20 protein-coding genes are annotated in these 21,048 nt (G+C 61.5%); 4 read left to right on the forward strand and 16 right to left on the reverse strand.

The annotated features are described in order from the left end of the window. Positions 1-206 precede the first annotated feature (206 nt). Both lptF and lptG read left to right on the forward strand, forming a co-directional pair. Positions 207-1,322, forward strand: coding sequence for an LPS export ABC transporter permease LptF (gene lptF / locus ACF8RA_RS15470; RefSeq protein ID WP_004575655.1), 1,116 nt, complete (start codon positions 207-209; stop codon positions 1,320-1,322). Beyond that, on the forward strand, positions 1,315-2,376 hold the full coding sequence (lptG, locus tag ACF8RA_RS15475) for an LPS export ABC transporter permease LptG (RefSeq protein WP_176683723.1): 1,062 nt from the start codon (positions 1,315-1,317) through the stop codon (positions 2,374-2,376). The genes lptF and lptG overlap by 8 nt, the downstream gene beginning before the upstream one ends. 148 nt (positions 2,377-2,524) lie before the next feature. Here the strand turns inward: lptG and ACF8RA_RS15480 are convergent, their stop codons facing one another. From ACF8RA_RS15480 to ACF8RA_RS15525, 10 genes are all read right to left on the reverse strand, one after another. Continuing rightward, a complete protein-coding gene (locus ACF8RA_RS15480) occupies positions 2,525-3,013 on the reverse strand; it encodes an RDD family protein (RefSeq protein ID WP_003255094.1) in 489 nt (162 codons plus the stop codon). 90 nt (positions 3,014-3,103) lie between these two features. Continuing rightward, positions 3,104-3,313 (reverse strand): cold-shock protein, encoded by a 210-nt coding sequence (locus tag ACF8RA_RS15485; protein ID WP_014589840.1) that lies wholly within the window; start codon positions 3,311-3,313, stop codon positions 3,104-3,106. Between the two features lie 357 nt (positions 3,314-3,670). Then, positions 3,671-4,792: a glycine cleavage system aminomethyltransferase GcvT gene (gcvT, locus tag ACF8RA_RS15490; protein WP_176683721.1), complete on the reverse strand. Its 1,122-nt coding sequence runs from the start codon at positions 4,790-4,792 to the stop codon at positions 3,671-3,673. A gap of 27 nt (positions 4,793-4,819) precedes the next feature. Continuing rightward, positions 4,820-6,196: an L-serine ammonia-lyase gene (locus tag ACF8RA_RS15495; protein WP_392519328.1), complete on the reverse strand. Its 1,377-nt coding sequence runs from the start codon at positions 6,194-6,196 to the stop codon at positions 4,820-4,822. A gap of 150 nt (positions 6,197-6,346) precedes the next feature. Then, entirely contained in the window at positions 6,347-9,202 is a 2,856-nt protein-coding gene (gene gcvP, locus ACF8RA_RS15500; protein WP_339534982.1) for an aminomethyl-transferring glycine dehydrogenase, read from the reverse strand. Positions 9,203-9,213: 11 nt separating this feature from the next. Continuing rightward, on the reverse strand, positions 9,214-9,597 hold the full coding sequence (gene gcvH, locus ACF8RA_RS15505) for a glycine cleavage system protein GcvH (protein ID WP_003255087.1): 384 nt from the start codon (positions 9,595-9,597) through the stop codon (positions 9,214-9,216). 302 nt (positions 9,598-9,899) lie between these two features. Continuing rightward, positions 9,900-10,367, reverse strand: coding sequence for a DoxX family protein (locus tag ACF8RA_RS15510; RefSeq protein ID WP_176683718.1), 468 nt, complete (start codon positions 10,365-10,367; stop codon positions 9,900-9,902). Further along, on the reverse strand, positions 10,360-11,133 hold the full coding sequence (locus tag ACF8RA_RS15515) for a DNA-binding domain-containing protein (RefSeq protein WP_392519329.1): 774 nt from the start codon (positions 11,131-11,133) through the stop codon (positions 10,360-10,362). Before ACF8RA_RS15515 ends, ACF8RA_RS15510 begins: the two co-directional genes overlap by 8 nt. After that, on the reverse strand, positions 11,130-11,963 hold the full coding sequence (locus ACF8RA_RS15520) for a DUF692 domain-containing protein (protein ID WP_392519330.1): 834 nt from the start codon (positions 11,961-11,963) through the stop codon (positions 11,130-11,132). The genes ACF8RA_RS15515 and ACF8RA_RS15520 overlap by 4 nt, the downstream gene beginning before the upstream one ends. A gap of 16 nt (positions 11,964-11,979) precedes the next feature. Next, the gene (locus ACF8RA_RS15525) at positions 11,980-12,267 is read right to left on the reverse strand and encodes a DUF2282 domain-containing protein (RefSeq protein ID WP_021781885.1); all 288 of its coding nucleotides are present in this window, start codon (positions 12,265-12,267) and stop codon (positions 11,980-11,982) included. Between the two features lie 224 nt (positions 12,268-12,491). Between ACF8RA_RS15525 and ACF8RA_RS15530 the strand changes: the two genes are divergently transcribed. Both ACF8RA_RS15530 and ACF8RA_RS15535 read left to right on the forward strand, forming a co-directional pair. Next, the gene (locus ACF8RA_RS15530; RefSeq protein WP_176683715.1) at positions 12,492-13,076 is read left to right on the forward strand and encodes a sigma-70 family RNA polymerase sigma factor; all 585 of its coding nucleotides are present in this window, start codon (positions 12,492-12,494) and stop codon (positions 13,074-13,076) included. After that, a complete protein-coding gene (locus ACF8RA_RS15535; protein ID WP_176683714.1) occupies positions 13,066-13,707 on the forward strand; it encodes a DUF1109 domain-containing protein in 642 nt (213 codons plus the stop codon). Before ACF8RA_RS15530 ends, ACF8RA_RS15535 begins: the two co-directional genes overlap by 11 nt. A gap of 330 nt (positions 13,708-14,037) precedes the next feature. Here ACF8RA_RS15535 and ACF8RA_RS15540 read toward each other — a convergent pair whose 3' ends face one another. The 6 genes from ACF8RA_RS15540 to arcD form a co-directional block, all read right to left on the reverse strand. After that, on the reverse strand, positions 14,038-15,546 hold the full coding sequence (locus ACF8RA_RS15540; protein ID WP_021781889.1) for a sigma-54-dependent transcriptional regulator: 1,509 nt from the start codon (positions 15,544-15,546) through the stop codon (positions 14,038-14,040). 140 nt (positions 15,547-15,686) lie between these two features. Then, positions 15,687-16,055, reverse strand: coding sequence for a DUF5064 family protein (locus ACF8RA_RS15545; protein WP_176683713.1), 369 nt, complete (start codon positions 16,053-16,055; stop codon positions 15,687-15,689). Positions 16,056-16,111: 56 nt separating this feature from the next. Next, entirely contained in the window at positions 16,112-17,041 is a 930-nt protein-coding gene (gene arcC / locus ACF8RA_RS15550) for a carbamate kinase (RefSeq protein ID WP_176683712.1), read from the reverse strand. Positions 17,042-17,205: 164 nt separating this feature from the next. Further along, on the reverse strand, positions 17,206-18,216 hold the full coding sequence (locus ACF8RA_RS15555; RefSeq protein ID WP_003255074.1) for an ornithine carbamoyltransferase: 1,011 nt from the start codon (positions 18,214-18,216) through the stop codon (positions 17,206-17,208). Between the two features lie 69 nt (positions 18,217-18,285). Further along, on the reverse strand, positions 18,286-19,539 hold the full coding sequence (gene arcA, locus ACF8RA_RS15560; protein WP_021781892.1) for an arginine deiminase: 1,254 nt from the start codon (positions 19,537-19,539) through the stop codon (positions 18,286-18,288). A gap of 33 nt (positions 19,540-19,572) precedes the next feature. Further along, positions 19,573-21,000 carry an arginine-ornithine antiporter gene (arcD, locus tag ACF8RA_RS15565; RefSeq protein WP_176683711.1) on the reverse strand — a complete coding sequence of 476 codons (1,428 nt, stop codon included), beginning with the start codon at positions 20,998-21,000 and terminating at the stop codon, positions 19,573-19,575. Positions 21,001-21,048 lie beyond the last annotated feature (48 nt).

The raw sequence follows: 21,048 nt of genomic DNA on the forward strand, positions 1-21,048 counted from the left end.
CAGTTTGAGCCTGTGGCAAGCGTGCTGACAACCCCGATGTGCGCCTTCGTACGCGGCCAAGTGACAGGGGCGGTCAATCACAGGATAATGCGCGCACTTTACATGGAGGTTCGCCTTTGGCGAACCGGCATTGGTCTTGGATGTACTAAGTCATTGTTTGGCGCCATTGCATGGCTGTCCGCCCTGACAACCCAGGAGTGTCTGGTTTGATCGTCTTTCGTTATCTGTCCCGCGAGGTCCTGGTCACCTTGAGCGCCGTCAGCGCTGTGCTGTTGGTGATCATCATGAGCGGGCGCTTCATCAAGTACCTGGCCCAGGCTGCCCAGGGCGTGCTCGACCCGGGCGTGTTGTTCCTGATCATGGGCTTCCGCTTGCCAGGCTTCCTGCAACTGATCCTGCCTCTGGGGCTGTTCCTCGGCATCCTCCTGGCTTACGGGCGCCTGTACCTGGAAAGCGAGATGACCGTACTGTCGGCCACGGGCATGAGCCAGCAGCGCCTGCTGGGCATGACCATGGCACCGGCTGCCCTGGTTGCCCTGCTGGTGGCCTGGCTGAGCCTGAGCCTGGCCCCGCTGGGCGTGGCCCAGGTGCAGCAGATCATCAGCCAGCAGGACGCCCTGACCGAGTTCGACACCTTGGTGCCGGGCCGCTTCCAGACCTTGCGTGATGGTTCGCGGGTAACCTATACCGAGCAGTTGTCGGATGACCGTATCAACCTGGGCGGGGTGTTCATCTCCGAGAAGCGCTTCAACCAGGACAAGACCAAGGACCGCGCCCCGTCGGTGCTGGTCGCCGAGAAGGGCCACCAGGAAATCCAGGCCGACGGCAACCGCTACCTGGTCCTGGAGAACGGTTACCGCTACGACGGCAACCCGGGCCAGGCCGACTACCGCGCCATCAAATATGACACCTACGGTGTGCTGCTGCCCAAGCCGGAAGTCGCCGAGGAAGTGACCGAGCGCGAAGCGCTTCCCACTTCCGAACTGATCGGCAAGGAGGGCCTGCGTGAGCGTGCCGAGCTGCAATGGCGGCTGTCGCTGCCGATCCTGGTGTTCGTCGTCACCCTGCTGGCGGTGCCGCTGTCGCGGGTCAACCCGCGCCAGGGCCGCTTCCTCAAGCTGCTGCCGGCAATTCTTCTGTACATGGCCTACCTGACAATGCTGATTTCCGTACGCGGCGCCCTCGAGAAGGGCAAGCTGCCGATTGCCTTGGGCATGTGGTGGGTCCACGGCCTGTTCCTGCTGATCGGGCTTGGCCTGATGTACTGGGAGCCGCTGCGCCTCAAACGCGCCGCCCGCCGTGCGGAGGTGGCCCATGGCTAAGCTCGATCGCTACATCGGCCAGAGCGTGCTGCTGGCCATTCTGGCTGTGCTGGGGATCATCCTCGGCCTGGCTTCGCTTTTCGCCTTCATCGATGAGATGGGCGACCTGAGTGACACCTACACGTTGATGGAAGCGGGCAACTATGTCCTGCTTACCGCACCTCGGCGGCTGTATGAAATGCTGCCAATGGCCGCCTTGATCGGTTGCCTGATCGGTCTTGGCAGTCTGGCCAGCAGCAGCGAGCTGACCATCATGCGTGCGGCTGGCGTGTCCATCGGCCGTATCGTCTGGGCGGTGATGAAACCGATGCTGGTGCTGATGCTGGTTGGTCTGCTGATTGGCGAATATGTGGCTCCGGTGACCGAGAACAAGGCCCAGGCCGACCGTTCCCTGGCCCAAGGTGGTGGTGAAGCACAAAGTTCCAAGCGCGGTATGTGGCACCGCCAGGGCGAGGAGTATGTGCACATCAACGCCGTGCAGCCCAATGGCCTGCTGCTGGGCGTGACCCGCTACCGCTTCGACAGCGAGCGCAAGATTGTCACCTCGAGCTTTGCCCGCCGTGCGCAGTACCAGAACGACCACTGGCTGCTCGCTGATGTGCGTACCACCTACTTCCGTGGCGACCACACCGAGGTGGTCAGCGCGCCGGAGGAACGCTGGGATGTTTCGCTCACGCCAGAACTGCTCAATACCGTGATCCTCGCGCCGGAGTCGCTTTCGATTACCGGGTTGTGGGACTACATCCACTACCTGTCTGACCAGGGCCTGAACAACTCCCGTTACTGGCTGGCGTTCTGGAATAAGGTGCTGCAGCCGATGGTTACGGCGGCCCTGGTGCTGATGGCGATCTCGTTCATCTTTGGCCCGCTGCGTTCGGTAACCCTTGGTCAGCGTGTGTTCACGGGTGTACTGGTGGGCTTCGTGTTTCGCATTGGCCAGGACCTGCTCGGGCCTTCGAGCCAGGTATTCGGCTTCCCGCCGCTGCTGGCGGTAGTGATACCGGGGGGCATCTGTGCCTTGGCCGGCCTGTGGTTGTTGCGCCGGGCAGGGTAATAGCCTGAGGTACACAAGAAAGCCGACCTCAGGGTCGGCTTTTTCATGGGTGTTGATCTATTCCGGCCTCTTCGCGGGTAAACCCGCTCCTACAGGTACCGCGCAAGCATCAAGAAAGGGCCCGAACCGGCAACGCCAATCCTCTGGCTTATTTCTTCTGTTTAGGCACCCGCACCAGCTGGCTTTCCGAATAGATGTCATGCCAACCGCGCTTGCGCTTGTCGATCAGCACCCAGAAAAAACCCAGCCCCAGGCACAGCCACGAGGCAATCGATACGACGAACCGCAATAGCGCCTGCCACAGGCTGATGGCCGAACCATCGGCATTCTGCACCCGAACGCCCCATACCTGCATACCGAGCGTCTGCCCACCGTGGGTCCAGAACTTGGCAAAGAAGCCGAACAGGGCAAACAGCAATACCGTAGACAGCAGTGGGTCGCCATCCAGTGCGCCAGCCTCGGTCAGCTCGCGCATGCGTGCTTCACCGATGATCGACATCTGAATCATCTTGTAGGCGCCGGCGGTCACGATCAGCAACGCGGTGCACAGTAAAAAGTCATAGAACATCGCTGCCAGGCGCCGGCCCAGGCCGACCGGCGGAAAATCCCCCTGGGGTGTGAGTAGAGGCTTTGACATGCAGGACGCTCCGAAAGACGAGCCTACTATTCTACGGGCAAAAAAAAGCCCCTGCACTTGGCAGGGGCTTTTCAAAGTCTGGTGCTGGATTCAGACAGGTTGAACCTTGTCAGCCTGCATGCCTTTCTGGCCCTGGACTGCTTCGAAAGTTACTTGCTGGCCTTCTTTCAGGCTCTTGAAGCCGTTGCCTTCGATAGCGCGGAAGTGCACGAAGAGATCCGGACCGCTTTCTGGGGTGATGAAGCCGTAACCTTTTTCGTCATTGAACCACTTGACGGTACCCTTCTGACGCTCAGCCATTGTCTTATTTCCTATGAAACTTAAATTTTGATGACAGTTTCTTTCGCACTTTTTTGTAAGCGAAAGATTACTGGGCTGGGTTGCAGGAAGTAAGAGACGTCGAACGGGTTGTAGCAAATCTCGGCTACTGGCCCAGGTCACGAACTGTTGCGACCCATGCAAACACAGTGCAGTGACTCTACGCCAACTGCCGAGCGAAAAACAAGCCCTTGGTCGTATGGAAAACTGGCCGTTTGCCAATAACCGACCGATTTGTCGGAAACGGCATGGCGCCTGGCCTGGCGCCATGTTCAAAAGTTATTGGGCAGGTTCGAAAACGAATATGTCGACGCTGCCCAAAACCTTCACAAAGCCGTTTCAGCCACGGTAGTAACGTGGTGTCACGAAAGGCATTTTGCTGACTTTCAAGGCCACCTTCTTTCCACGCACCACGGCAAACAGTGCAGTGTCGAGTGCAGCATGTTCACTATCGATATAACCCATTGCGACAGGTGCAGCGAGTGTCGGGCCAAAGCCCCCACTGCATACTTTACCTACCGGTTTATCGTTTGCGTCGACAATGTCCGCACCTTCACGAACAGGCGTACGCTCCTGTGGCAACAGGCCAACACGTTTGCGCGCCACACCATCGCGCAGATGGGCGAAGATCGCCTCGGCACCAGGGAAGCCGGCAGCACGTGCACCCTCGGCACGGCGCACCTTGGAAATCGCCCACAGCAGGCTGGCTTCGATCGGCGTAGTCTCGCCGTTCATGTCGTGGCCATACAGGCATAGGCCGGCTTCCAGACGCAGCGAGTCGCGTGCGCCCAAGCCGATCGGCTGTACTTCCGGTTCGGCCAGCAGGCGGCGGGCCAAGGCGTCGGCAGCGCTCACCGGTACCGAGATCTCGTAGCCATCTTCGCCGGTGTAACCCGAGCGGCTGACGAAACAGTCCACGTCCAGCAGCTTTACCCGGCGGAACTGCATGAAGGTCATGCCGGCCACTTCTGGAGCCAGACGTTCCAGCACGTTGACTGCAGCCGGGCCTTGCAGGGCGAGCAGGGCACGGTCCTCGAACAGCGGCTGCACCTCGCAACGGCTGCCGATGTGCGTTTGCAAGTGAGCCAGGTCCTGCTCCTTGCAGGCGGCGTTGACTACCAGGAACAGGGCATCGTCGCCCAGGTTGGCAACCATCAGGTCGTCGAGAATGCCCCCTTGCTCATTGGTGAACATGGCATAGCGCTGCATGCCCACCGGCAGGTCGATGATATCCACCGGTACCAGGCTTTCCAGCGCCTTGGCAGCGTCAGCGCCACGCAGAATGATCTGGCCCATGTGCGAGACGTCGAACAGGCCGGCCTGCTCGCGGGTGTGCAAGTGTTCCTTGAGCACGCCCAGCGGGTACTGCACCGGCATGTCGTAGCCGGCGAACGGCACCATGCGCGCACCCAGTTCCAGGTGCAGAGCGTGCAGTGGGGTCTTGAGCAGTGTTTCGGACATCGATGACTCCTTGCTGTCATTGTCGGGTCAACATTCGATGATGTTGACGGCCAGGCCGCCACGGGCGGTCTCTTTATATTTGCTTTTCATGTCGGCGCCGGTCTGGCGCATGGTGCGGATGACCTTGTCCAGCGACACGTAGTGCTGCCCGTCGCCGCGCAGGGCCATGCGTACCGCGTTGATGGCCTTCACCGAGCCCATGGCATTGCGCTCGATACAGGGCACCTGTACGAGGCCGCCGATCGGGTCGCAGGTCAGGCCCAGGTTGTGTTCCATGCCTATTTCGGCGGCGTTCTCCACCTGCTGCACGCTGCCGCCCATCACTTCGCACAGCGCCCCGGCGGCCATCGAGCAGGCCACGCCGACCTCGCCCTGGCAGCCCACTTCGGCGCCGGAGATGGAGGCGTTTTCCTTGTACAGGATGCCGATGGCTGCAGCGGTGAGCAGAAAGCGCACCACCCCGTCCTCGCTGGCACCCGGCACGAAGCGCATGTAGTAGTGAAGGACTGCCGGGACGATGCCCGCTGCGCCGTTGGTTGGGGCGGTAACCACACGACCGCCGTAGGCGTTTTCCTCGTTCACCGCCAAGGCGTAGAGGTTGACCCAGTCGAGCACTGACAGGGCGTCACGCAGGCTGGCTTCCGGGTGGCCGCTCAGTTGGCGGTACAGGGCCGGCGCGCGGCGTTTGACCTTGAGCCCTCCCGGTAATATGCCCTCATGCTGACAACCTGCTGTGACGCAATCTTGCATCACCTGCCAGATGCGCAGCAGCCCGGCTCGGGTTTCTGCTTCCGGACGCCAGGCGGTCTCGTTGGCCAGCATGACCTGGCTCACCGACAGGTCATGTGCGGTGCAGTGGCCGAGCAGCTCCTTGGCGGTCTTGAACGGATAGGCCAGCACCGTAGTGTCCTCGACGATGCGGTCGTGGCCGGCAGCGTCCTCGTCGACCACGAAACCACCGCCTACCGAGTAATACTCGCGGCTTCGGATTTGCAGGCCTGCGTCGTCGAACGCGCGGAAGATCATGCCGTTGGGGTGATAGTCCAACGGCTTGCGGATCATCGTCAGGTGCTGCTTTTCGATGAACGCAATGCTGTGCTCGCCCAGCAGGTTGATGCGTCCGCTGTCGCGGATGATCTGCAGGCGGGCTGGAATGCTGTCGGTGTCGATAATGTCCGGGTGTTCGCCTTCAAGGCCCAGCAGCACGGCTTTGTCACTGCCGTGGCCTTTGCCTGTGGCGCCCAATGAGCCATACAGCTCGACCCTGACGCTGGCTGTGCAGGTAAGCAAGCCATCACGGCGCAGCCCTTCGGCAAACCGCGCAGCGGCACGCATCGGGCCGACCGTGTGGGAGCTGGAGGGGCCGATGCCGATCTTGAACAGGTCGAAGACGCTCAGTGACATGTGGACCTCCTACCAGGTTGTTGGGCGGACGTTGAGCCCTGTAGGAGCGGGTTTACCCGCGAATGCGGCGGTACAGCCACCATCGCATTCGCGGGTAAACCCGCTCCTACACAGAGCCCGCCACCCAAGCCAGGTGGCGGGGAGGGGCTATCAGACGTCCTGATAGCTCTCGATCGACGGGCAGGCGCACACCAGGTTGCGGTCGCCGAACACGTTGTCGACCCGGCCGACCGGCGGCCAGTACTTGCCCTCCACCAGACTCGCCAGCGGGTATACCGCCTGCTCGCGGCTGTAGCCATGGGTCCATTCGCCAACCAGCTCAGCCGCAGTGTGCGGGGCGTTTTTCAGCGGGTTGTCGTCCTTGTCCAGGCTACCGTCCTCCACCGCGCGGATTTCTTCGCGGATCTGGATCATCGCGTTGCAGAAGCGGTCCAGTTCTTCTTTGGACTCGCTTTCGGTCGGTTCGATCATCAGCGTGCCAGCAACCGGGAAAGACATGGTCGGGGCGTGGAAGCCGAAGTCGATCAACCGTTTGGCCACGTCGTCGACACTGATGCCGCTGGTGTCCTTCAGTGGGCGCAGGTCGAGAATGCACTCGTGAGCCACCAGGCCGTTACCGCCGGTATACAGAACAGGATAGTGCTCTTCCAGGCGGCGGGCGATGTAGTTGGCGTTAAGGATTGCCATTTGCGAGGCACGTTTGAGGCCGGCACCGCCCATCATGCGGATATACATCCATGTGATTGGCAGGATGCTGGCACTACCGAACGGCGCAGCGCATACCGCGCCCTGGGTGTTTTCCAGCTGTGCATGGCCTGGCAGGAACGGCGCCAGGTGCGATTTGACGCCAATCGGGCCAACGCCCGGGCCGCCACCACCGTGCGGGATGCAGAAGGTCTTGTGCAGGTTCAGGTGGGAAACGTCGCCGCCGAACTTGCCTGGCGCGCACAGCCCGACCATGGCATTCATGTTCGCGCCGTCGATGTACACCTGGCCACCGTTGTCGTGGATGATCGCGCAGATTTCGCCGATCGCTTCTTCGAACACACCGTGGGTCGACGGGTAGGTGATCATGATTGCAGCCAGGCGCTCGCGGTGCTCGATGGCTTTGGCGCGCAGGTCCTCGACATCGACGTTGCCACGGGCGTCACAGGCGGTAACCACTACACGCATGCCAGCCATGTGTGCGGTGGCCGGGTTGGTGCCATGGGCCGACGACGGGATCAGGCAGATATCGCGGTGGCCTTCACCACGGCTGCGGTGGTAGGCGCGGATCGCCAACAGCCCGGCATATTCGCCCTGCGAGCCGGCGTTGGGCTGCAGCGATACGGCATCATAGCCGGTGGCCGCGCACAGCATGGCCTCCAGTTCGGTGGTCATCTGCAGGTAGCCCTGGCTCTGCTCGGCGGGGGCGAACGGGTGCAGGTTGCCGAACTCGGCCCAGGTGACCGGGATCATTTCGCTGGCGGCGTTCAGCTTCATGGTGCACGAGCCTAGCGGGATCATGCTGCGGTCCAGCGCCAGGTCCTTGTCGGCCAGGCGGCGCAGGTAGCGCATCAGCTCGGTTTCGCTGTGGTAGCGGTTGAACACCGGGTGTTCGAGGATGGCCGACTGGCGCAGCAGGGCAGCAGGCAGCAGGGAACCGGTACTGGCGGCCAGTGCGGTGAAATCAGGCTGTGCCTGCTCGCCACCCAACAGCTGCCACAGCGACTCAACGTCAGCCTGAGTGCTGGTTTCGTCCAGAGACAGGCCCACATGGGCGGCATCGATCTGGCGCAGGTTGATGCCCTGGGCGCGTGCCTTGTCATGCAGGCTGGCGGTGGCAGTGCCGGTGGCCAGGGTCAGGGTATCGAAGGCGCTGGCGCCCACCACTTGTACGCCCAGCGCCTTCAGGCCGGCGGCGAGGATCGCGGTCAGGGCGTGGGTGCGCTCGGCAATGCGCTTGAGGCCGGCAGGGCCGTGGTACACGGCGAACATGCTGGCGATGTTGGCCAGCAGCACTTGGGCGGTGCAGATGTTGCTGGTGGCCTTTTCACGGCGGATGTGTTGCTCGCGGGTCTGCATGGCCAGACGCAGGGCGGTTTTGCCGAAGCGGTCGATCGACACGCCGACCAGGCGGCCAGGCATGTCGCGCTTGAACGCGTCGCGGGTGGCAAAGTAAGCCGCGTGCGGGCCACCGAAGCCCAGTGGCACGCCGAAGCGCTGGGCGCTGCCGATGGCCACGTCGGCCTCGAATTCGCCCGGTGGGGTCAGCAGGGTCAGGGCCAGCAGGTCTGCCGCTACGGCGACCAGAGCGTTGGCAGCGTGGAAACGCTGCACGACCTCGCGGTAGTCGAACACTTCACCGTTGCTGGCCGGGTATTGCAGCAGGGCGCCGAAGAAGGCGCTGACATCGCCCAGCTCGCGCTCGTCGCCAACCACAACCTCGATACCCAGCGGCTCGGCACGGGTGCGCAGCACGTCGAGGGTTTGCGGGTGACAGTGCACGGAGGCAAAGAAGGCATGGCTGGACTTGTTCTTCGACAGACGCTTGCAGAAGGTCATGGCCTCGGCCGCAGCGGTGGCTTCGTCGAGCAAGGAGGCGTTGGCGATCGGCAGGCCGGTGAGGTCGCTGATCAGGGTCTGGAAGTTCAGCAGCGCTTCCAGGCGGCCCTGGGAAATTTCTGGCTGGTACGGGGTGTAGGCGGTGTACCAGGCCGGGTTTTCCAGCAGGTTGCGCAGGATCGGTGCCGGAGTGTGGGTGTTGTAGTAGCCCTGGCCGATGTAGCTTTTGAACAGCTGGTTCTTGCCAGCGATGGCCTTGAGTGCAGCGAGCGCATCGGCCTCGCTCTGGCCGTCGTGCGAGCCAAGCACGCTGGTGCCTTTGATGCTGTCGGGGATGACCGCAGCGGTCATGGCGTCCAGCGAGTCGAAGCCCAGTGCAGTGAGCATGGCCTGTTCGTCAGCGGCGCGCGGGCCTATGTGACGGGCGATGAATTCGTTGGCGGTGCCGAGGTTAATGGTCATGGCGGGTGTCCTCAGGCGTCGTCGTTGGCTTTGAGCAGGCGGTCGTAGGCGTCCTGGTCGAGCAGAGCGGTCACGGCTTCTGCATCGGCAGGGATGAAGCGGAAGAACCAGCCTTCGCCCATCGGGTCTTCGTTGACCAGTTCAGGGCTGTCTTCAAGCTGGCCGTTGACCTCGACCACTTCACCCGTCAGTGGCATGTACACGCCGCTGGCGGCCTTGACCGATTCGACGGTGGACGCTTCGCTGCCTTTCTCATACTGCTGCAACTCTGGCAGTTGCACGAAAACCACGTCGCCAAGGGCATTCTGGGCGTAGGCGGTGATGCCCACGGTGACGCTGCCATCGGCTTCGACGCGCAGCCATTCGTGATCTTCAGTGAAACGCAACTCGCTCATGGGGAATCCTCGGGAAGCAGGGCGTTGGGCGCGGTGGCGCCGCGCTCTTAGGGTAGGATTCCTTTAGCAATAATGCGGCCAATCTACAAAAATGCTTGTTTATCAATATGTTACGTGAATATCGGGTAAAGCCTTATCTTTTCTGTGGAATGATATCGTTACAGGTGCTCATCGGAGGAAAAGGGTTTGAGCATCAAACCCTTGTGCACCCACGTCGAGGCGGGACTGTATCGTTTTCGCTACATCGTAGCGAAAACGATACGGTTGATGCATGAACAGGGCAGGTGCCCATTGGCCTTCGGTCATTTCATTTTCAGCAGATGATCCAGCGAAAACGCACCGGCGCCACGGGCGATCAGGAGCAGCAAGAGCCCTGCCCAAGTCAGGTGGGTGGGCCACGCATCGGGGTAGACGAACACTTCGATCACCAACGTCATGCCCAGCAGTGCCAGCGCCGATAGCCGGGTCATCAGCCCGAGCACCAGCAATAGCGGGAACAAGTGCTCAGCGTAGGCGGCCAGGTGCGCTGCAAGCCAGGGCGAGAGTAGCGGCAGCGCGTACTCGGTGCGGAACAGTTCGTAGGTGCCGGGTGTGAGGGTGAGGAAACCTTCCACTTTGGTGCGCCCGGAAAGAAAGAATATCGAGGCGATCCCGAGCCGGGCGACCAGGCACAACAGGTCATCGCTCAACCGGCGCTCGATGCTCTGCGCAACGTGGTTCCAGGCGCGCCGCAGGCTGCTGGCCGGGGGCGTGAAATCGGCACTAGCCATGGTGGTGTTCTCCTGTGAAGGCGAGTGGGCGAAAAGCCTGGGCTGTCATCAGGCACCCGAGCATCTCGGTGAAGTCCAGGTCGGTTTCAGCGTGTCGCGCCAGGTCGGAGGCCTGCATCAGCGACTGTCCGGCCGCACAGGCCTTGAGGAACGCATGGCCACCTTTCCCCAGCGGCTGATGGCATACGCCATCAGCGCTCCCGACAAACAGTACCCCTTCGCCCACCCATGGCTGGTCATGGGGCCAGGCAAGCTGTTCGCGGGCGCAGCGCCACAGGGTGTACACAGGATGCGCTTCGCACCAGTACCAGCGGGCACTGGCACGGGGGGCCAGGCAACCGTGATCCAGATCGCTGGGGGTCATACCTGCCAGCTCGACAAGGTTCAGGCACGTTTCGTTCGGCGCGCTGAAGGCTTCTGTCCAACGCAGGTCCAGGCGCGCGACATCCGCCAGATACGGCACAGCATGCTGTGACTGAATGTCTTCGAGGAAATCCGGAAAGGTTGCGCCGTAGCAGATCAGCCGGGGATCGCTGGGGGGAAATTGCCGCGCATAGACTGCCGCGGTCTCATCCATCCAGGCGCGCCCGACGAGTGTGCACACGCTCGGAAAGTTTGCGCGCAGCGCATCCACGCAGCCGGCCAGCACCGTGTTGCGATAAACCGCGAACGCCGCTTGTTCGGCCACTTCCGAAAGCTGGGGAGCAGGGCGGGAATAGAGTGCCTCGATGAACGCGTGCTGGAACTGACCAAGGGAAAGGTTCATGGCAATACACCTGGGCAAGTCATGATCGACTGTGCGATGGACCGTTCAGCAAGCAGTTCGGTGAACGGGGGCAGCTTGTCGTCACGTTCAATGAGTGTCGGGCGCGGGCCGACACGGGAAACCAGTTTGCGGTACAGCGCCCACACAGGCTCGGCCACCTGCGCATCATGAGAGTCGATCAACAGGTTGGCTTGGTCATCATCGCTGTGCCCGGCCAGGTGAATTTCTGTGATGGCTTGCGCTGGAAAGCGGTCCAGGTAGGCAGTTGCCGAGAACCCCAGATTGTGAGCACTCACATAGACGTTGTTGATGTCCAGCAGCAGGCCACAACCCGTGCGACGTGTCAGTTCGTCAAGAAAGTCGATCTCGTCCCAGTCATGGCCCTGCAGCTGCAGGTAATGACTGGGGTTTTCGATGGATATCCGCCGGCCCAATACCTCCTGGCATCGCTGGATGTTTTCAGCGATGCGCTGCAGGGCTTCGTTGCTGCGCGGGAATGGCAGCAGGTCTGGATGGTAGTGCCCCTGCCAGGTGGACCAGGCCAGGTGCTCTGATACAAGTACCGGTTCGATCTGATCGCACAGTGCGCGCAGACGCTGCAGATGCGCCTGATCAGGGGGCGCGTCAGCCGCCAGCGAAAGTGCCACACCATGCAATGAGACCGGGTGCCGCTCTGCGATGCGGTTCAGCCAGGCAAGGCGAGGGCCACCGACCATGTAGTTCTCCGGGTGAACTTCAAACCAGAGCCCTTCGAGATTGCACGCCAGCGCCTGGTCGTAGTGCTCGGCCTTCAGGCTGACTCCGGCGCCCATTCGTGCTTCTGCGTTCATGGTCGGTTTCCCCTGATCAAGACTTGTGAGGTGTCAGCGAACCCATGCCGGCAGGTGTCTTGATCGAAGTGCAGGTGCCGGCGGGGACGTTTTTCCAGTGCATACCGTCGTAGTCTTTCTTCGCACTGCCTGCGCAGCTGGTACCGGCGCCGGCCTTGCAATCGTTCTTTCCTGCCATGGCGACGCCGTAGCATTTTTCCATGGCAGCGCCACTGCCTGCGGGTTGCGTGCTGTCGGCCGCCATGGCAACGCCTGCAAGCGAGGCGAGAGCAAGTGCTGCAGTGGTGAGGGCGAGGGTTTTCATGGGTGAATCTCCTGAGAGTGTGGCCGTGGTCTTTACCGGCGGCTCATGGAGTAATTCGTGCCTCGCGTAAAAAGGGTTACAGCCGTGGGAGAATTTTTTTCAGGGCTTGTCTTCACAAGCTGATGTCGAGGCCAAGGGCATGGCATATTTGCAGCACCTGCGTGCCACACGCCGGGAGCGGATGAATCAAGTCAATTGTATTCAGGGTGTAACCCAGGCGGCCCATGCAGCGAACTAACTCACAGGATGAGCTCGAGGCTCGCGAGGCCCGGTTGAAAGCACTGTTGCTTCGAGGGCTGACAGGCGACCAGCTGGCCTATCAGGATTTTCTCGGCACGCTTGCGCTGCATGTGCGTGCGTTTCTGCGCAGCCGTCTGAGCAGGCGCCCGGCCGAGATAGAGGACATGGTGCAGGATGTGCTGCTGGCGGTGCATAACGCGCGTCACACTTACCAGGCACAGCAGCCTTTGACGGCTTGGGTGCATGCGATCGCCCGTTACAAACTGGCGGATCATCTGCGAAGTGTTTCACGTCGCGAAGCCCGGCATGATGTTCTGGACGATGATGCGCAATTGTTTGCTATTTCGGAGGTTGAATCAGCCGAGGCCAGCCGAGACCTGACCAAGCTGCTCAAGCAACTGCCAGAGCGGCAACGACTGCCGATTGTTCATGTCAAGCTGGAGGGGTTGTCTGTCGAAGAGACGGCACAACTTACCGGGCTTTCCAGTTCAGCGGTGAAGGTTGGGATACATCGAGGTCTGAAAGCGCTATCCAGGCTGATTGGAGGAGCCCACAACCATGAAGACTGACGATTTGATTGCCTTGCTGGCCGCAGGCGAAGGGCCAGTGCCGCGCCACGCCGTTAGTAGGCGGATGGCAGTGGCTGTGCTGGGCGGGCTGACCGCAGCACTGCTGCTGACTATTACCCTTTACGGTGTACGCAGTGATATCACAGAGGTCGCACAAACCCCGCTGTTCTGGGGCAAAGTCGCCTTTCCATCCAGCTTGGCGTTGATCGGGCTGTGGTTGACGAGCCGCTTGGCCAGGCCAGGAGGGAAGGGCGCTGCAGGCTGGACGATGCTTGGCTTGCCACTGCTGCTGGTCTGGTGCGGGGCGGCCATCAGTATCGCTGGGGCGCCTGTGGATGCGCGCGCCGACCTGTTGTTCGGGCGCACATGGCGTACCTGCGCACTGAATATCGCATTGCTGTCGGTGCCGGCCTTTGTCACCGTGTTCTGGGCGCTGAAAGGCCTGGCGCCCACCCGGTTACGGTTAGCGGGTGCTGCTGGTGGCCTGCTGGCGGGTTCGACTGCAACGGTGGTCTACTGCCTGCATTGTCCGGAAATGGGCGTACCGTTCTGGGGTGTCTGGTATGTCCTTGGCATGCTTGTTCCGACGGTGTTCGGTGCCTGGTGGGGGCCCCGCATGCTGCGTTGGTAGGCTGTACTGGCAGGCCCCACACAACTCAGAACGACTTTCTGATTGCCTGCCCTGTCACTCAAGGGACTTTTGAAATTGCTTAACCCGCAATGAACCAGGGTAATGCCAGGGTAGGCCCATCAGTGGGGCGAGCCCCAGTCTTGTTGCCTGGCCGATACCCATGGTGTTCTGAACCATTGGCAAACCCTTCACCAGTTCAAACATCGGGGGCTCTTAGTTCAGGGGGACATGTGAAATTACAATGTCACCCTTTTACGGAGAGCACACCAGTCAAATGCGGCTGAGCGGCCAGGAAAATTCCGATTCAATTACGGGTTTTGACCACAGCCGTCATGGTTTTCCGGGTATTCCATATTTACGCAGCCGCTGGGCAATAGCCGTGTGCGAAGTTTGCAAGCGTCCGGCCAGTTGCCGTGTTGACGGGTAGCTGGCATACAAGCGCTGCAACAGTTCGCGCTCGAAATTACCCACGGCCTGCTCGAGGCTGGCCACTTCGCCATCTTGCCCACGTGCCACCGAGGTGCCGGCGATGTCCAGGTCGCCGATATCCACCAGGTTACCCTCGCAGATGGCAGCAGCGCGGAAGATCACGTTCTGCAACTGGCGCACATTGCCCGGCCAAGGGTTGGCCAGCAGTGCCGAATGGGTGGATGGGGTCAGCCGGCAGGCTGGGCGCTGGATCTGTGTGCACGCCTGCTGCATGAAGAAGTGCGCCAGCATCAGGATGTCCTGGCCACGGTCGCGAAGCGGTGGTACCTCCAGGTTGAGCACGTTCAGACGGTAGAACAGGTCTTCGCGGAAACTGCCTTCGGCGACCATGCGTTCCAGGTCGCGGTGGGTGGCACTGATGATGCGCACATCCACCTTCACTTCGCGGTCGCCACCCACCCGGCGGAAGCTGCCATCGCTGAGAAAACGCAGCAGTTTGGCCTGCAGGTATGGCGACATCTCACCAATTTCATCAAGGAATACGGTGCCTTGGTTGGCCAGTTCCATCAGCCCAGGCTTGCCACCTCGTTGCGCGCCGGTAAAGGCCCCGGGTGCGTAGCCGAACAGTTCGCTTTCGGCCAGGCTCTCGGGCAGCGCGGCGCAGTTCAGGGCCAGGAACGGGGCCGCGTGGCGGCTGCTGACGGCATGGCAGGCGCGGGCTACCAGTTCTTTGCCGGTGCCGGTCTCGCCATGCACCAGCAGCGGCGCATCGAGCGCCGCCACGCGTAAGGCGCGGGCTTTGAGGGTGCGGATGGCCGGCGACTCGCCCAGCAAGGCATCGAAGCCCTCGGCGTGATCGTGATGCAGGGCCGACAGGCGTTCGCCCATGCGCGAGGGTGGGTACAGCGTCAGCAGGCCACCGGCGTTGGTGATCGGCATGGCGTCCAGCAGCAGGCTATGGCCGTTCAGCTGCATCTCGCGCATGGGCAGGTGGAAGTTGTTGTCCAGCAGCGCTTGCAGCAGTGCGGGGTCGCCAAACAGTTCACCCACCGAGCGCCCGGCAGATTCGCGACCGCACAGTTCGATCAGCGCCGGGTTGGCCAATAGCACCAGGCCTGCGCTGTCCACCGCCAGCACCGGGTCGCTCATGGCGGCCAGCAGGGCATCGAGTTGCAGGTGGCGGCGCTGGCCGGGGAGGATGTCGACCACGTCCACCGATTGCACGCCGTGTACTTCGAACAGCGCGTCGTGCAGTTCTTCGAGTACGGCGGGGCTCAGGGTAGGGGCGTCGATGTAGACGTTCGGCGGGACCATCTCCACGGCGTCCAGGTTGAGGTTGCGGGCACCGAGCAGGGCAAGGACTTCCTGGGTGATGCCGACGCGGTCGATGAAACTGACGTGGATGCGCATGGGATTCGGACAGTTGGCGATGGAGGCCGCCAGTATGCCCTGAGACGGGGGGCAGGCCCAAGGTTGGCGGTGGCGCATTCGCGGGCGCGCCCGCTCCCACAGGATTGCTGCTGTAGGGGCGGGCTTGCTCGCGAAAAGGGTCACTCCAGATGTTCAGGCTTGATCGGGTCGCCCGATTTCACATCGAGCTTTTCGCGAATGTCCGCAAACATATGGTCATAGAGCTTGTGCGGCGAACTCAGGGTCTCGAATTTCTTCGGCGGCGCCAGATACGACTGCGCCTTGCGGGTCAGTAGCATGAGGAAGCTGGGCAAGACCTGGTCCTTGGCGAGGAAGAACTTTTCTTCCACCGTCTTGCCTTCGATGCTGCCATGCATGTGGAATTGAATGCCTCTGCCTTCCTTGGGGTCCGACACGGCCTCGTACTCGATGTTCAGGTCATAGCTGTGGTCGGCGTGGTTCAGCGCAGTGCGCTCGATGTGTACATGACCGGAGTGATACTGGGCCATGGCTATCTCCTTTGGAAGGTCGAAAATGGCGGGCCGCGTAAGCCCGCCTGCTGCATTCAACGGTAGCTGATGCCCGGCTTCTCGGTGGAAACCCGAGTGCCGGCTTTGCCTTTGACGATGTCTTCGATGTTCTCCAGCGAACTGATCACCGCTACCTTGCCGGTGTTGCGGGCAAAGTCGCAGGCGGCCTGCACCTTCGGCCCCATGGAACCGGCGGCAAACCCCAGCTTTTCCAACGCATCCGGGTGGGCCTGGGCGATGGCCTTCTGCGTTGGTTTGCCCCAGTCAATGTAGGCTGCGTCGACGTCGGTGGCGATAATCAAAAGGTCGGCTTCCAATTGCTCGGCCAGCAGCGCCGAGCACAGGTCTTTGTCGATCACCGCCTCGATGCCTTTGAGCTTGCGGTTTTCATCGTACAGGGTGGGGATGCCGCCACCGCCTGCGCAAATCACGATGCTGCTTTTTTCCAGCAGCCACTTGATCGGGCGAATTTCGAAGATGCGCTTGGGTTTCGGGCTGGCTACCACGCGGCGGTACTTGTCGCCGTCGGCCTTGACCACCCAGCCTTTTTCCTTGGCCAGGCGCTCGGCCTCTTCCTTGCTATAGACCGGGCCGATGAACTTGGTCGGATCCTTGAAGGCCGGGTCGTTGGCGTCCACTTCCACTTGGGTCAGCAAGGTGGCGAAGGGCACCTCGAAGTCCAGCAGGTTGCCCAGTTCCTGTTCGATCATGTAACCGATCATGCCCTCGGTCTCGGCACCCAACACGTCTAGCGGGTACGCCTCGTCTGGCTTGTACGACAGGGCCTGAAGCGACAGCAGACCCACTTGAGGGCCGTTGCCGTGGGCGATGACCAGTTCGTTGCCAGGGTGAATTTTGGCGATCTGTTCGGTGGCGGTGCGGATATTGGCGCGCTGGTTGTCAGCGGTCATGGGCTCGCCGCGACGTAGCAGGGCGTTGCCGCCCAATGCAACAACGATACGCATGTGGAATGTCCTTTAGCGAAAGAATGAATGGACTGTCGCTGCACGGAGGCTGCGGAGTTCGCTGTGGGAGCGGGCATGCCCGCGAAGAGGCCAGACCTGACATCATCGATGATGCGGCTGACGCCTTCGCGGGCACGCCCGCTCCCACAGGGACTGCGGGCTACTTATAGATCAGCCAGGGTCGATACCAGGATCGCCTTGATCGTGTGCATGCGGTTTTCCGCCTGCTCGAAGGCGATGCACGCTGGCGACTCGAAGACGTCGTCGGTCACTTCGATACCGTTTGCCAGGTCCGGGTATTGTTCGGCGATCTGCTTGCCTACCTTGGTGTCGGAGTTGTGGAATGCCGGCAGGCAGTGCATGAACTTGGTCCGTGGGTTACCGGTGGACTTCATCAGTTCGGCATTCACTTGATAAGGCTTGAGCTGCTTGATGCGCTCACCCCAGGCTTCGATCGGCTCGCCCATCGATACCCACACGTCGGTATGGACAAAGTCGACCCCCTTGACCGCGGCTTTCGGGTCTTCGGTGAGGGTAATGCGTGCGCCGCTTTCTTCAGCGTACTGCTTGCAGCGCTCGACCAGGTCGTCGTGTGGCCACAGTGCCTTGGGCGCGGCGATGCGCACATCCATGCCCAGCTTGGCGCCGATCAGCAGCAGCGAGTTGCCCATGTTGTTGCGGGCATCGCCCAGGTAGGCGTAGCTGATGTCGTGCAGCGGCTTGTCGCTGTGCTCACGCATGGTCAGCACGTCGGCGATCATCTGGGTCGGATGGTATTCATCGGTCAGGCCGTTGAACACCGGCACGCCGGCGAACTTGGCCAGCTCTTCGACGATTTCCTGCTTGAAACCACGGTACTCGATGGCGTCATACATGCGCCCGAGCACACGGGCGGTGTCCTTCATGCTTTCCTTGTGGCCGATCTGCGAAGAGTTGGGGTCGATGTAGGTGACGTTGGCGCCCTGGTCATAGGCCGCAACTTCGAAGGCGCAACGGGTACGGGTGGAGGTTTTTTCGAAGATCAGGGCAATGTTGTTGCCCTTCAGGTGCTGCTGCTCGGTGCCCGTGTACTTGGCCCGCTTGAGGTCGCGGGACAGGTCCAGCAGGTAGCGCAACTCACGGGTGGTGTGGTGTTCCAGGCTGAGCAAGTTGCGGTTGTGAATATTGAACGCCATGACAGTTTCTCCTTGAGTTCGGTGATGTCCCGGCCGGCACTTCATGGGTGCGGCCGGGCGTGATGGTCGTTAGTAGTCGATCGGGTCGCGCACGATCGGGCAGGTCATGCAGTGGCCGCCGCCCCGGCCCCGGCCCAGTTCGCCGGCGCTGATGGTGATGACCTCGATGCCGGCCTTGCGCAGCAGGGTGTTGGTGTAGGTGTTGCGGTCGTAGCCAATGACTACGCCCGGCTCGATGGCCACCACGTTGTTACCGTCATCCCACTGTTCGCGCTCGGCGGCGAAGCTGTTGCCACCGGTTTCGACCACGCGCAGCTGGACGCCCAGCTGCTCGCCCACCACTTCGATGAACGACTTGTTGATGCGGCGTACATCCATGCCGTAAGGCTTGCTTTCGTCCGGGCGGATGATGAATGGCACAATCTCTTTCACCACTTCCGGGAAGACCGTGACCAGGTCGCGGTCGCAGAAGCTGAATACAGTGTCCAGGTGCATGGCGGCGCGAGATTTTGGCAGGCCGGCGACGATCACCTCCTTGACGGCGCCCTTGGCGAACAGGTTTTGCGCCAGTTGGCCGATGGCCTGGCGCGAGGTGCGCTCGCCCATGCCGATCAGCACGATGCCATTGCCGATCGGCATCACATCACCGCCTTCGAGCGTGGCATTGCCATGGTCCTTGTCCGGGTCGCCATACCACACCTGGAAGTCGGCCTCGGTGAACTCCTTGTGGAACTTGTAGATGGCGGTGGTCAACAGGGTTTCCTGGCGACGCGCCGGCCAGTACATCGGGTTCAGCGTCACGCCGCCGTAGATCCAGCAGGTGGTGTCGCGCGTGAACTGGGTGTTGGGCAGTGGTGGCAGGATGAAGCTGGAGTGGCCCAGGTAGTCGTTGTACATCTTCACGACTTCGGCGCCTTCGCTCTGCGGCAGGTCCTGACCTGCCACGCCGCCGATCAGGAACTCGGCCAGGTGGCGTGGCTCCAGGCCTTCGAGCCAGCTGCGCACTTCGTTGGTCAGGCCTACGCCGACGGTGTCAGGGGTGATCTTGCGGTCGAGGATCCACTTGAGCGCCTCTTTGTTCTGAACGATATCGGTCAGCAGGTTGTGCATCTCCAGCACATCCACGCCACGCTCGCGCATCTTGGTGACGAAGTCGAAATGGTCACGCTTGGCCTGGTCGACCCAGATCACATCGTCGAACAGCAGTTCGTCACAGTTGCTCGGTGTCAGGCGCTTGTGCGCCAGGCCCGGGGCGCAAACCATCACTTTGCGCAGTTTGCCGGCTTCGGAGTGGACACCGTACTTCTGTTTTTCAGCGGACATGGTTTCATTCCTCCAATTGATCGAAGACGTGGGTCAAAGGGTCAGGAAGCCGTCATACAGACCAAAGGCTGCCACCAGGGCGCCAATGACCACGGCTGCGAAGATCAGTTTTTCCACGTTGGTGAAGACCGGTTGGCCCACCTCACGCTTGGCCTTGGCGAACAGGATCGCGCCAGGTGCGTAGAGCAGGGCCGAGAGCAGCAGGTATTTCACGCCACCGGCGTACAGCAGCCAGACGGCGTACAGCAGGGCGATACCACCGATGAGCAGGTCCTTCTTGCGTTCGGCCAGGGCCTGTTCGTAGGTTTCGCTGCGCAATGCCAGCAGGAACGCATAGGCTGCCGACCACAGGTAGGGCACCAGGATCATCGAGGTGGCGAGGTAGATCAGAGACAGGTAGGTGCTGTTTGAGAACAGCGTGATGACCAGGAAGATCTGCACCATGGCGTTGGTCAGCCACAGGGCGTTGGCCGGTACCTGTTTGGCGTTCTCGCGGCGCAGGAACTCCGGCATGGTGTGGTCCTTGGCGGCGGCGAACATGATCTCGGCGCACAGCAGCACCCACGACAGCAGCGCCCCGAGCAGCGAGATGACCAGGCCGACGCTGATCAGCACCGCCCCCCAGTGGCCGACCACATGCTCCAGCACGGCAGCCATCGACGGGTTCTGCAGCTTGGCCAGTTCCGGTTGAGTCATGATGCCCAGCGACAGCACGTTGACCAACACCAGGAACAGCAGCACGGTCACGAAGCCGATCACCGTTGCCTTGCCCACGTCGGTGCGTTTTTCGGCCCGCGCCGAGAAGATGCTCGCGCCCTCGATGCCGATGAACACCCACACGGTGACCAGCATCATGTTGCGCACCTGGTTCATGACACTGCCAAGCTCTGGCGTGCCCACGGCCCAGATATCGGCGGTGAAGATGTCGAGCCTGAAGGCGAACAGGCAGATCAGGGCGAACAGCACCAGCGGCACCACTTTGGCCACCGTGGTGACCAGGTTGATGAAGGCCGCTTCCTTGATGCCGCGCAGTACCAGAAAGTGCACCGCCCACAACAGGATCGACGCGCCAATGATGGCGGCCGGGGTATTGCCTTCACCGAAAATCGGGAAGAAGTAGCCCAGGGTGCTGAACAGCAGCACGAAGTAGCCGACGTTGCCCAGCCAGGCACTGATCCAATAGCCCCAGGCCGAGGAAAAGCCCATGTAGTCGCCGAAGCCGGCCTTGGCATAGGCATACACCCCGCCATCCAGGTCAGGCTTGCGGTTGGCCAGGGTCTGGAACACGAAGGCCAGGGTCAGCATGCCGACCGCAGTGATCGCCCAGCCGATCAGCACGGCCCCGACCCCTGCGCTGGCGGCCATGTTTTGCGGCAGCGAGAAGATACCGCCGCCAATCATCGAGCCGACGACAAGTGCAACTAACGCGCCGAGCTTTAGTTTTCCGGATGAATCAGACATTTAACAACTCCTGCCAGGAGAAAGTTGACGACAGAATAGATCCGACGC

This window comes from Pseudomonas sp. FYR_5 (genome assembly GCF_043106315.1).
Lineage (GTDB): Bacteria > Pseudomonadota > Gammaproteobacteria > Pseudomonadales > Pseudomonadaceae > Aquipseudomonas > Aquipseudomonas putida_Y.

Coding starts and splice junctions, on each gene's coding strand:
- ACF8RA_RS15545 (WP_176683713.1), bottom strand. CDS start 16,055: ATGGCCCAGTATCACTCCGGTCATGTACACATCGAGCGCACTGCGCTG.
- ACF8RA_RS15535 (WP_176683714.1), top strand. CDS start 13,066: ATGAAGACTGACGATTTGATTGCCTTGCTGGCCGCAGGCGAAGGGCCA.
- arcD (WP_176683711.1), bottom strand. CDS start 21,000: ATGTCTGATTCATCCGGAAAACTAAAGCTCGGCGCGTTAGTTGCACTT.
- ACF8RA_RS15510 (WP_176683718.1), bottom strand. CDS start 10,367: ATGGCTAGTGCCGATTTCACGCCCCCGGCCAGCAGCCTGCGGCGCGCC.
- gcvT (WP_176683721.1), bottom strand. CDS start 4,792: ATGTCCGAAACACTGCTCAAGACCCCACTGCACGCTCTGCACCTGGAA.
- ACF8RA_RS15540 (WP_021781889.1), bottom strand. CDS start 15,546: ATGCGCATCCACGTCAGTTTCATCGACCGCGTCGGCATCACCCAGGAA.
- ACF8RA_RS15555 (WP_003255074.1), bottom strand. CDS start 18,216: ATGGCGTTCAATATTCACAACCGCAACTTGCTCAGCCTGGAACACCAC.
- ACF8RA_RS15525 (WP_021781885.1), bottom strand. CDS start 12,267: ATGAAAACCCTCGCCCTCACCACTGCAGCACTTGCTCTCGCCTCGCTT.
- arcA (WP_021781892.1), bottom strand. CDS start 19,539: ATGTCCGCTGAAAAACAGAAGTACGGTGTCCACTCCGAAGCCGGCAAA.
- ACF8RA_RS15530 (WP_176683715.1), top strand. CDS start 12,492: ATGCAGCGAACTAACTCACAGGATGAGCTCGAGGCTCGCGAGGCCCGG.
- ACF8RA_RS15480 (WP_003255094.1), bottom strand. CDS start 3,013: ATGTCAAAGCCTCTACTCACACCCCAGGGGGATTTTCCGCCGGTCGGC.
- arcC (WP_176683712.1), bottom strand. CDS start 17,041: ATGCGTATCGTTGTTGCATTGGGCGGCAACGCCCTGCTACGTCGCGGC.
- ACF8RA_RS15485 (WP_014589840.1), bottom strand. CDS start 3,313: ATGGCTGAGCGTCAGAAGGGTACCGTCAAGTGGTTCAATGACGAAAAA.
- gcvH (WP_003255087.1), bottom strand. CDS start 9,597: ATGAGCGAGTTGCGTTTCACTGAAGATCACGAATGGCTGCGCGTCGAA.
- ACF8RA_RS15515 (WP_392519329.1), bottom strand. CDS start 11,133: ATGAACCTTTCCCTTGGTCAGTTCCAGCACGCGTTCATCGAGGCACTC.
- ACF8RA_RS15520 (WP_392519330.1), bottom strand. CDS start 11,963: ATGAACGCAGAAGCACGAATGGGCGCCGGAGTCAGCCTGAAGGCCGAG.
- ACF8RA_RS15495 (WP_392519328.1), bottom strand. CDS start 6,196: ATGTCACTGAGCGTCTTCGACCTGTTCAAGATCGGCATCGGCCCCTCC.
- gcvP (WP_339534982.1), bottom strand. CDS start 9,202: ATGACCATTAACCTCGGCACCGCCAACGAATTCATCGCCCGTCACATA.
- lptG (WP_176683723.1), top strand. CDS start 1,315: ATGGCTAAGCTCGATCGCTACATCGGCCAGAGCGTGCTGCTGGCCATT.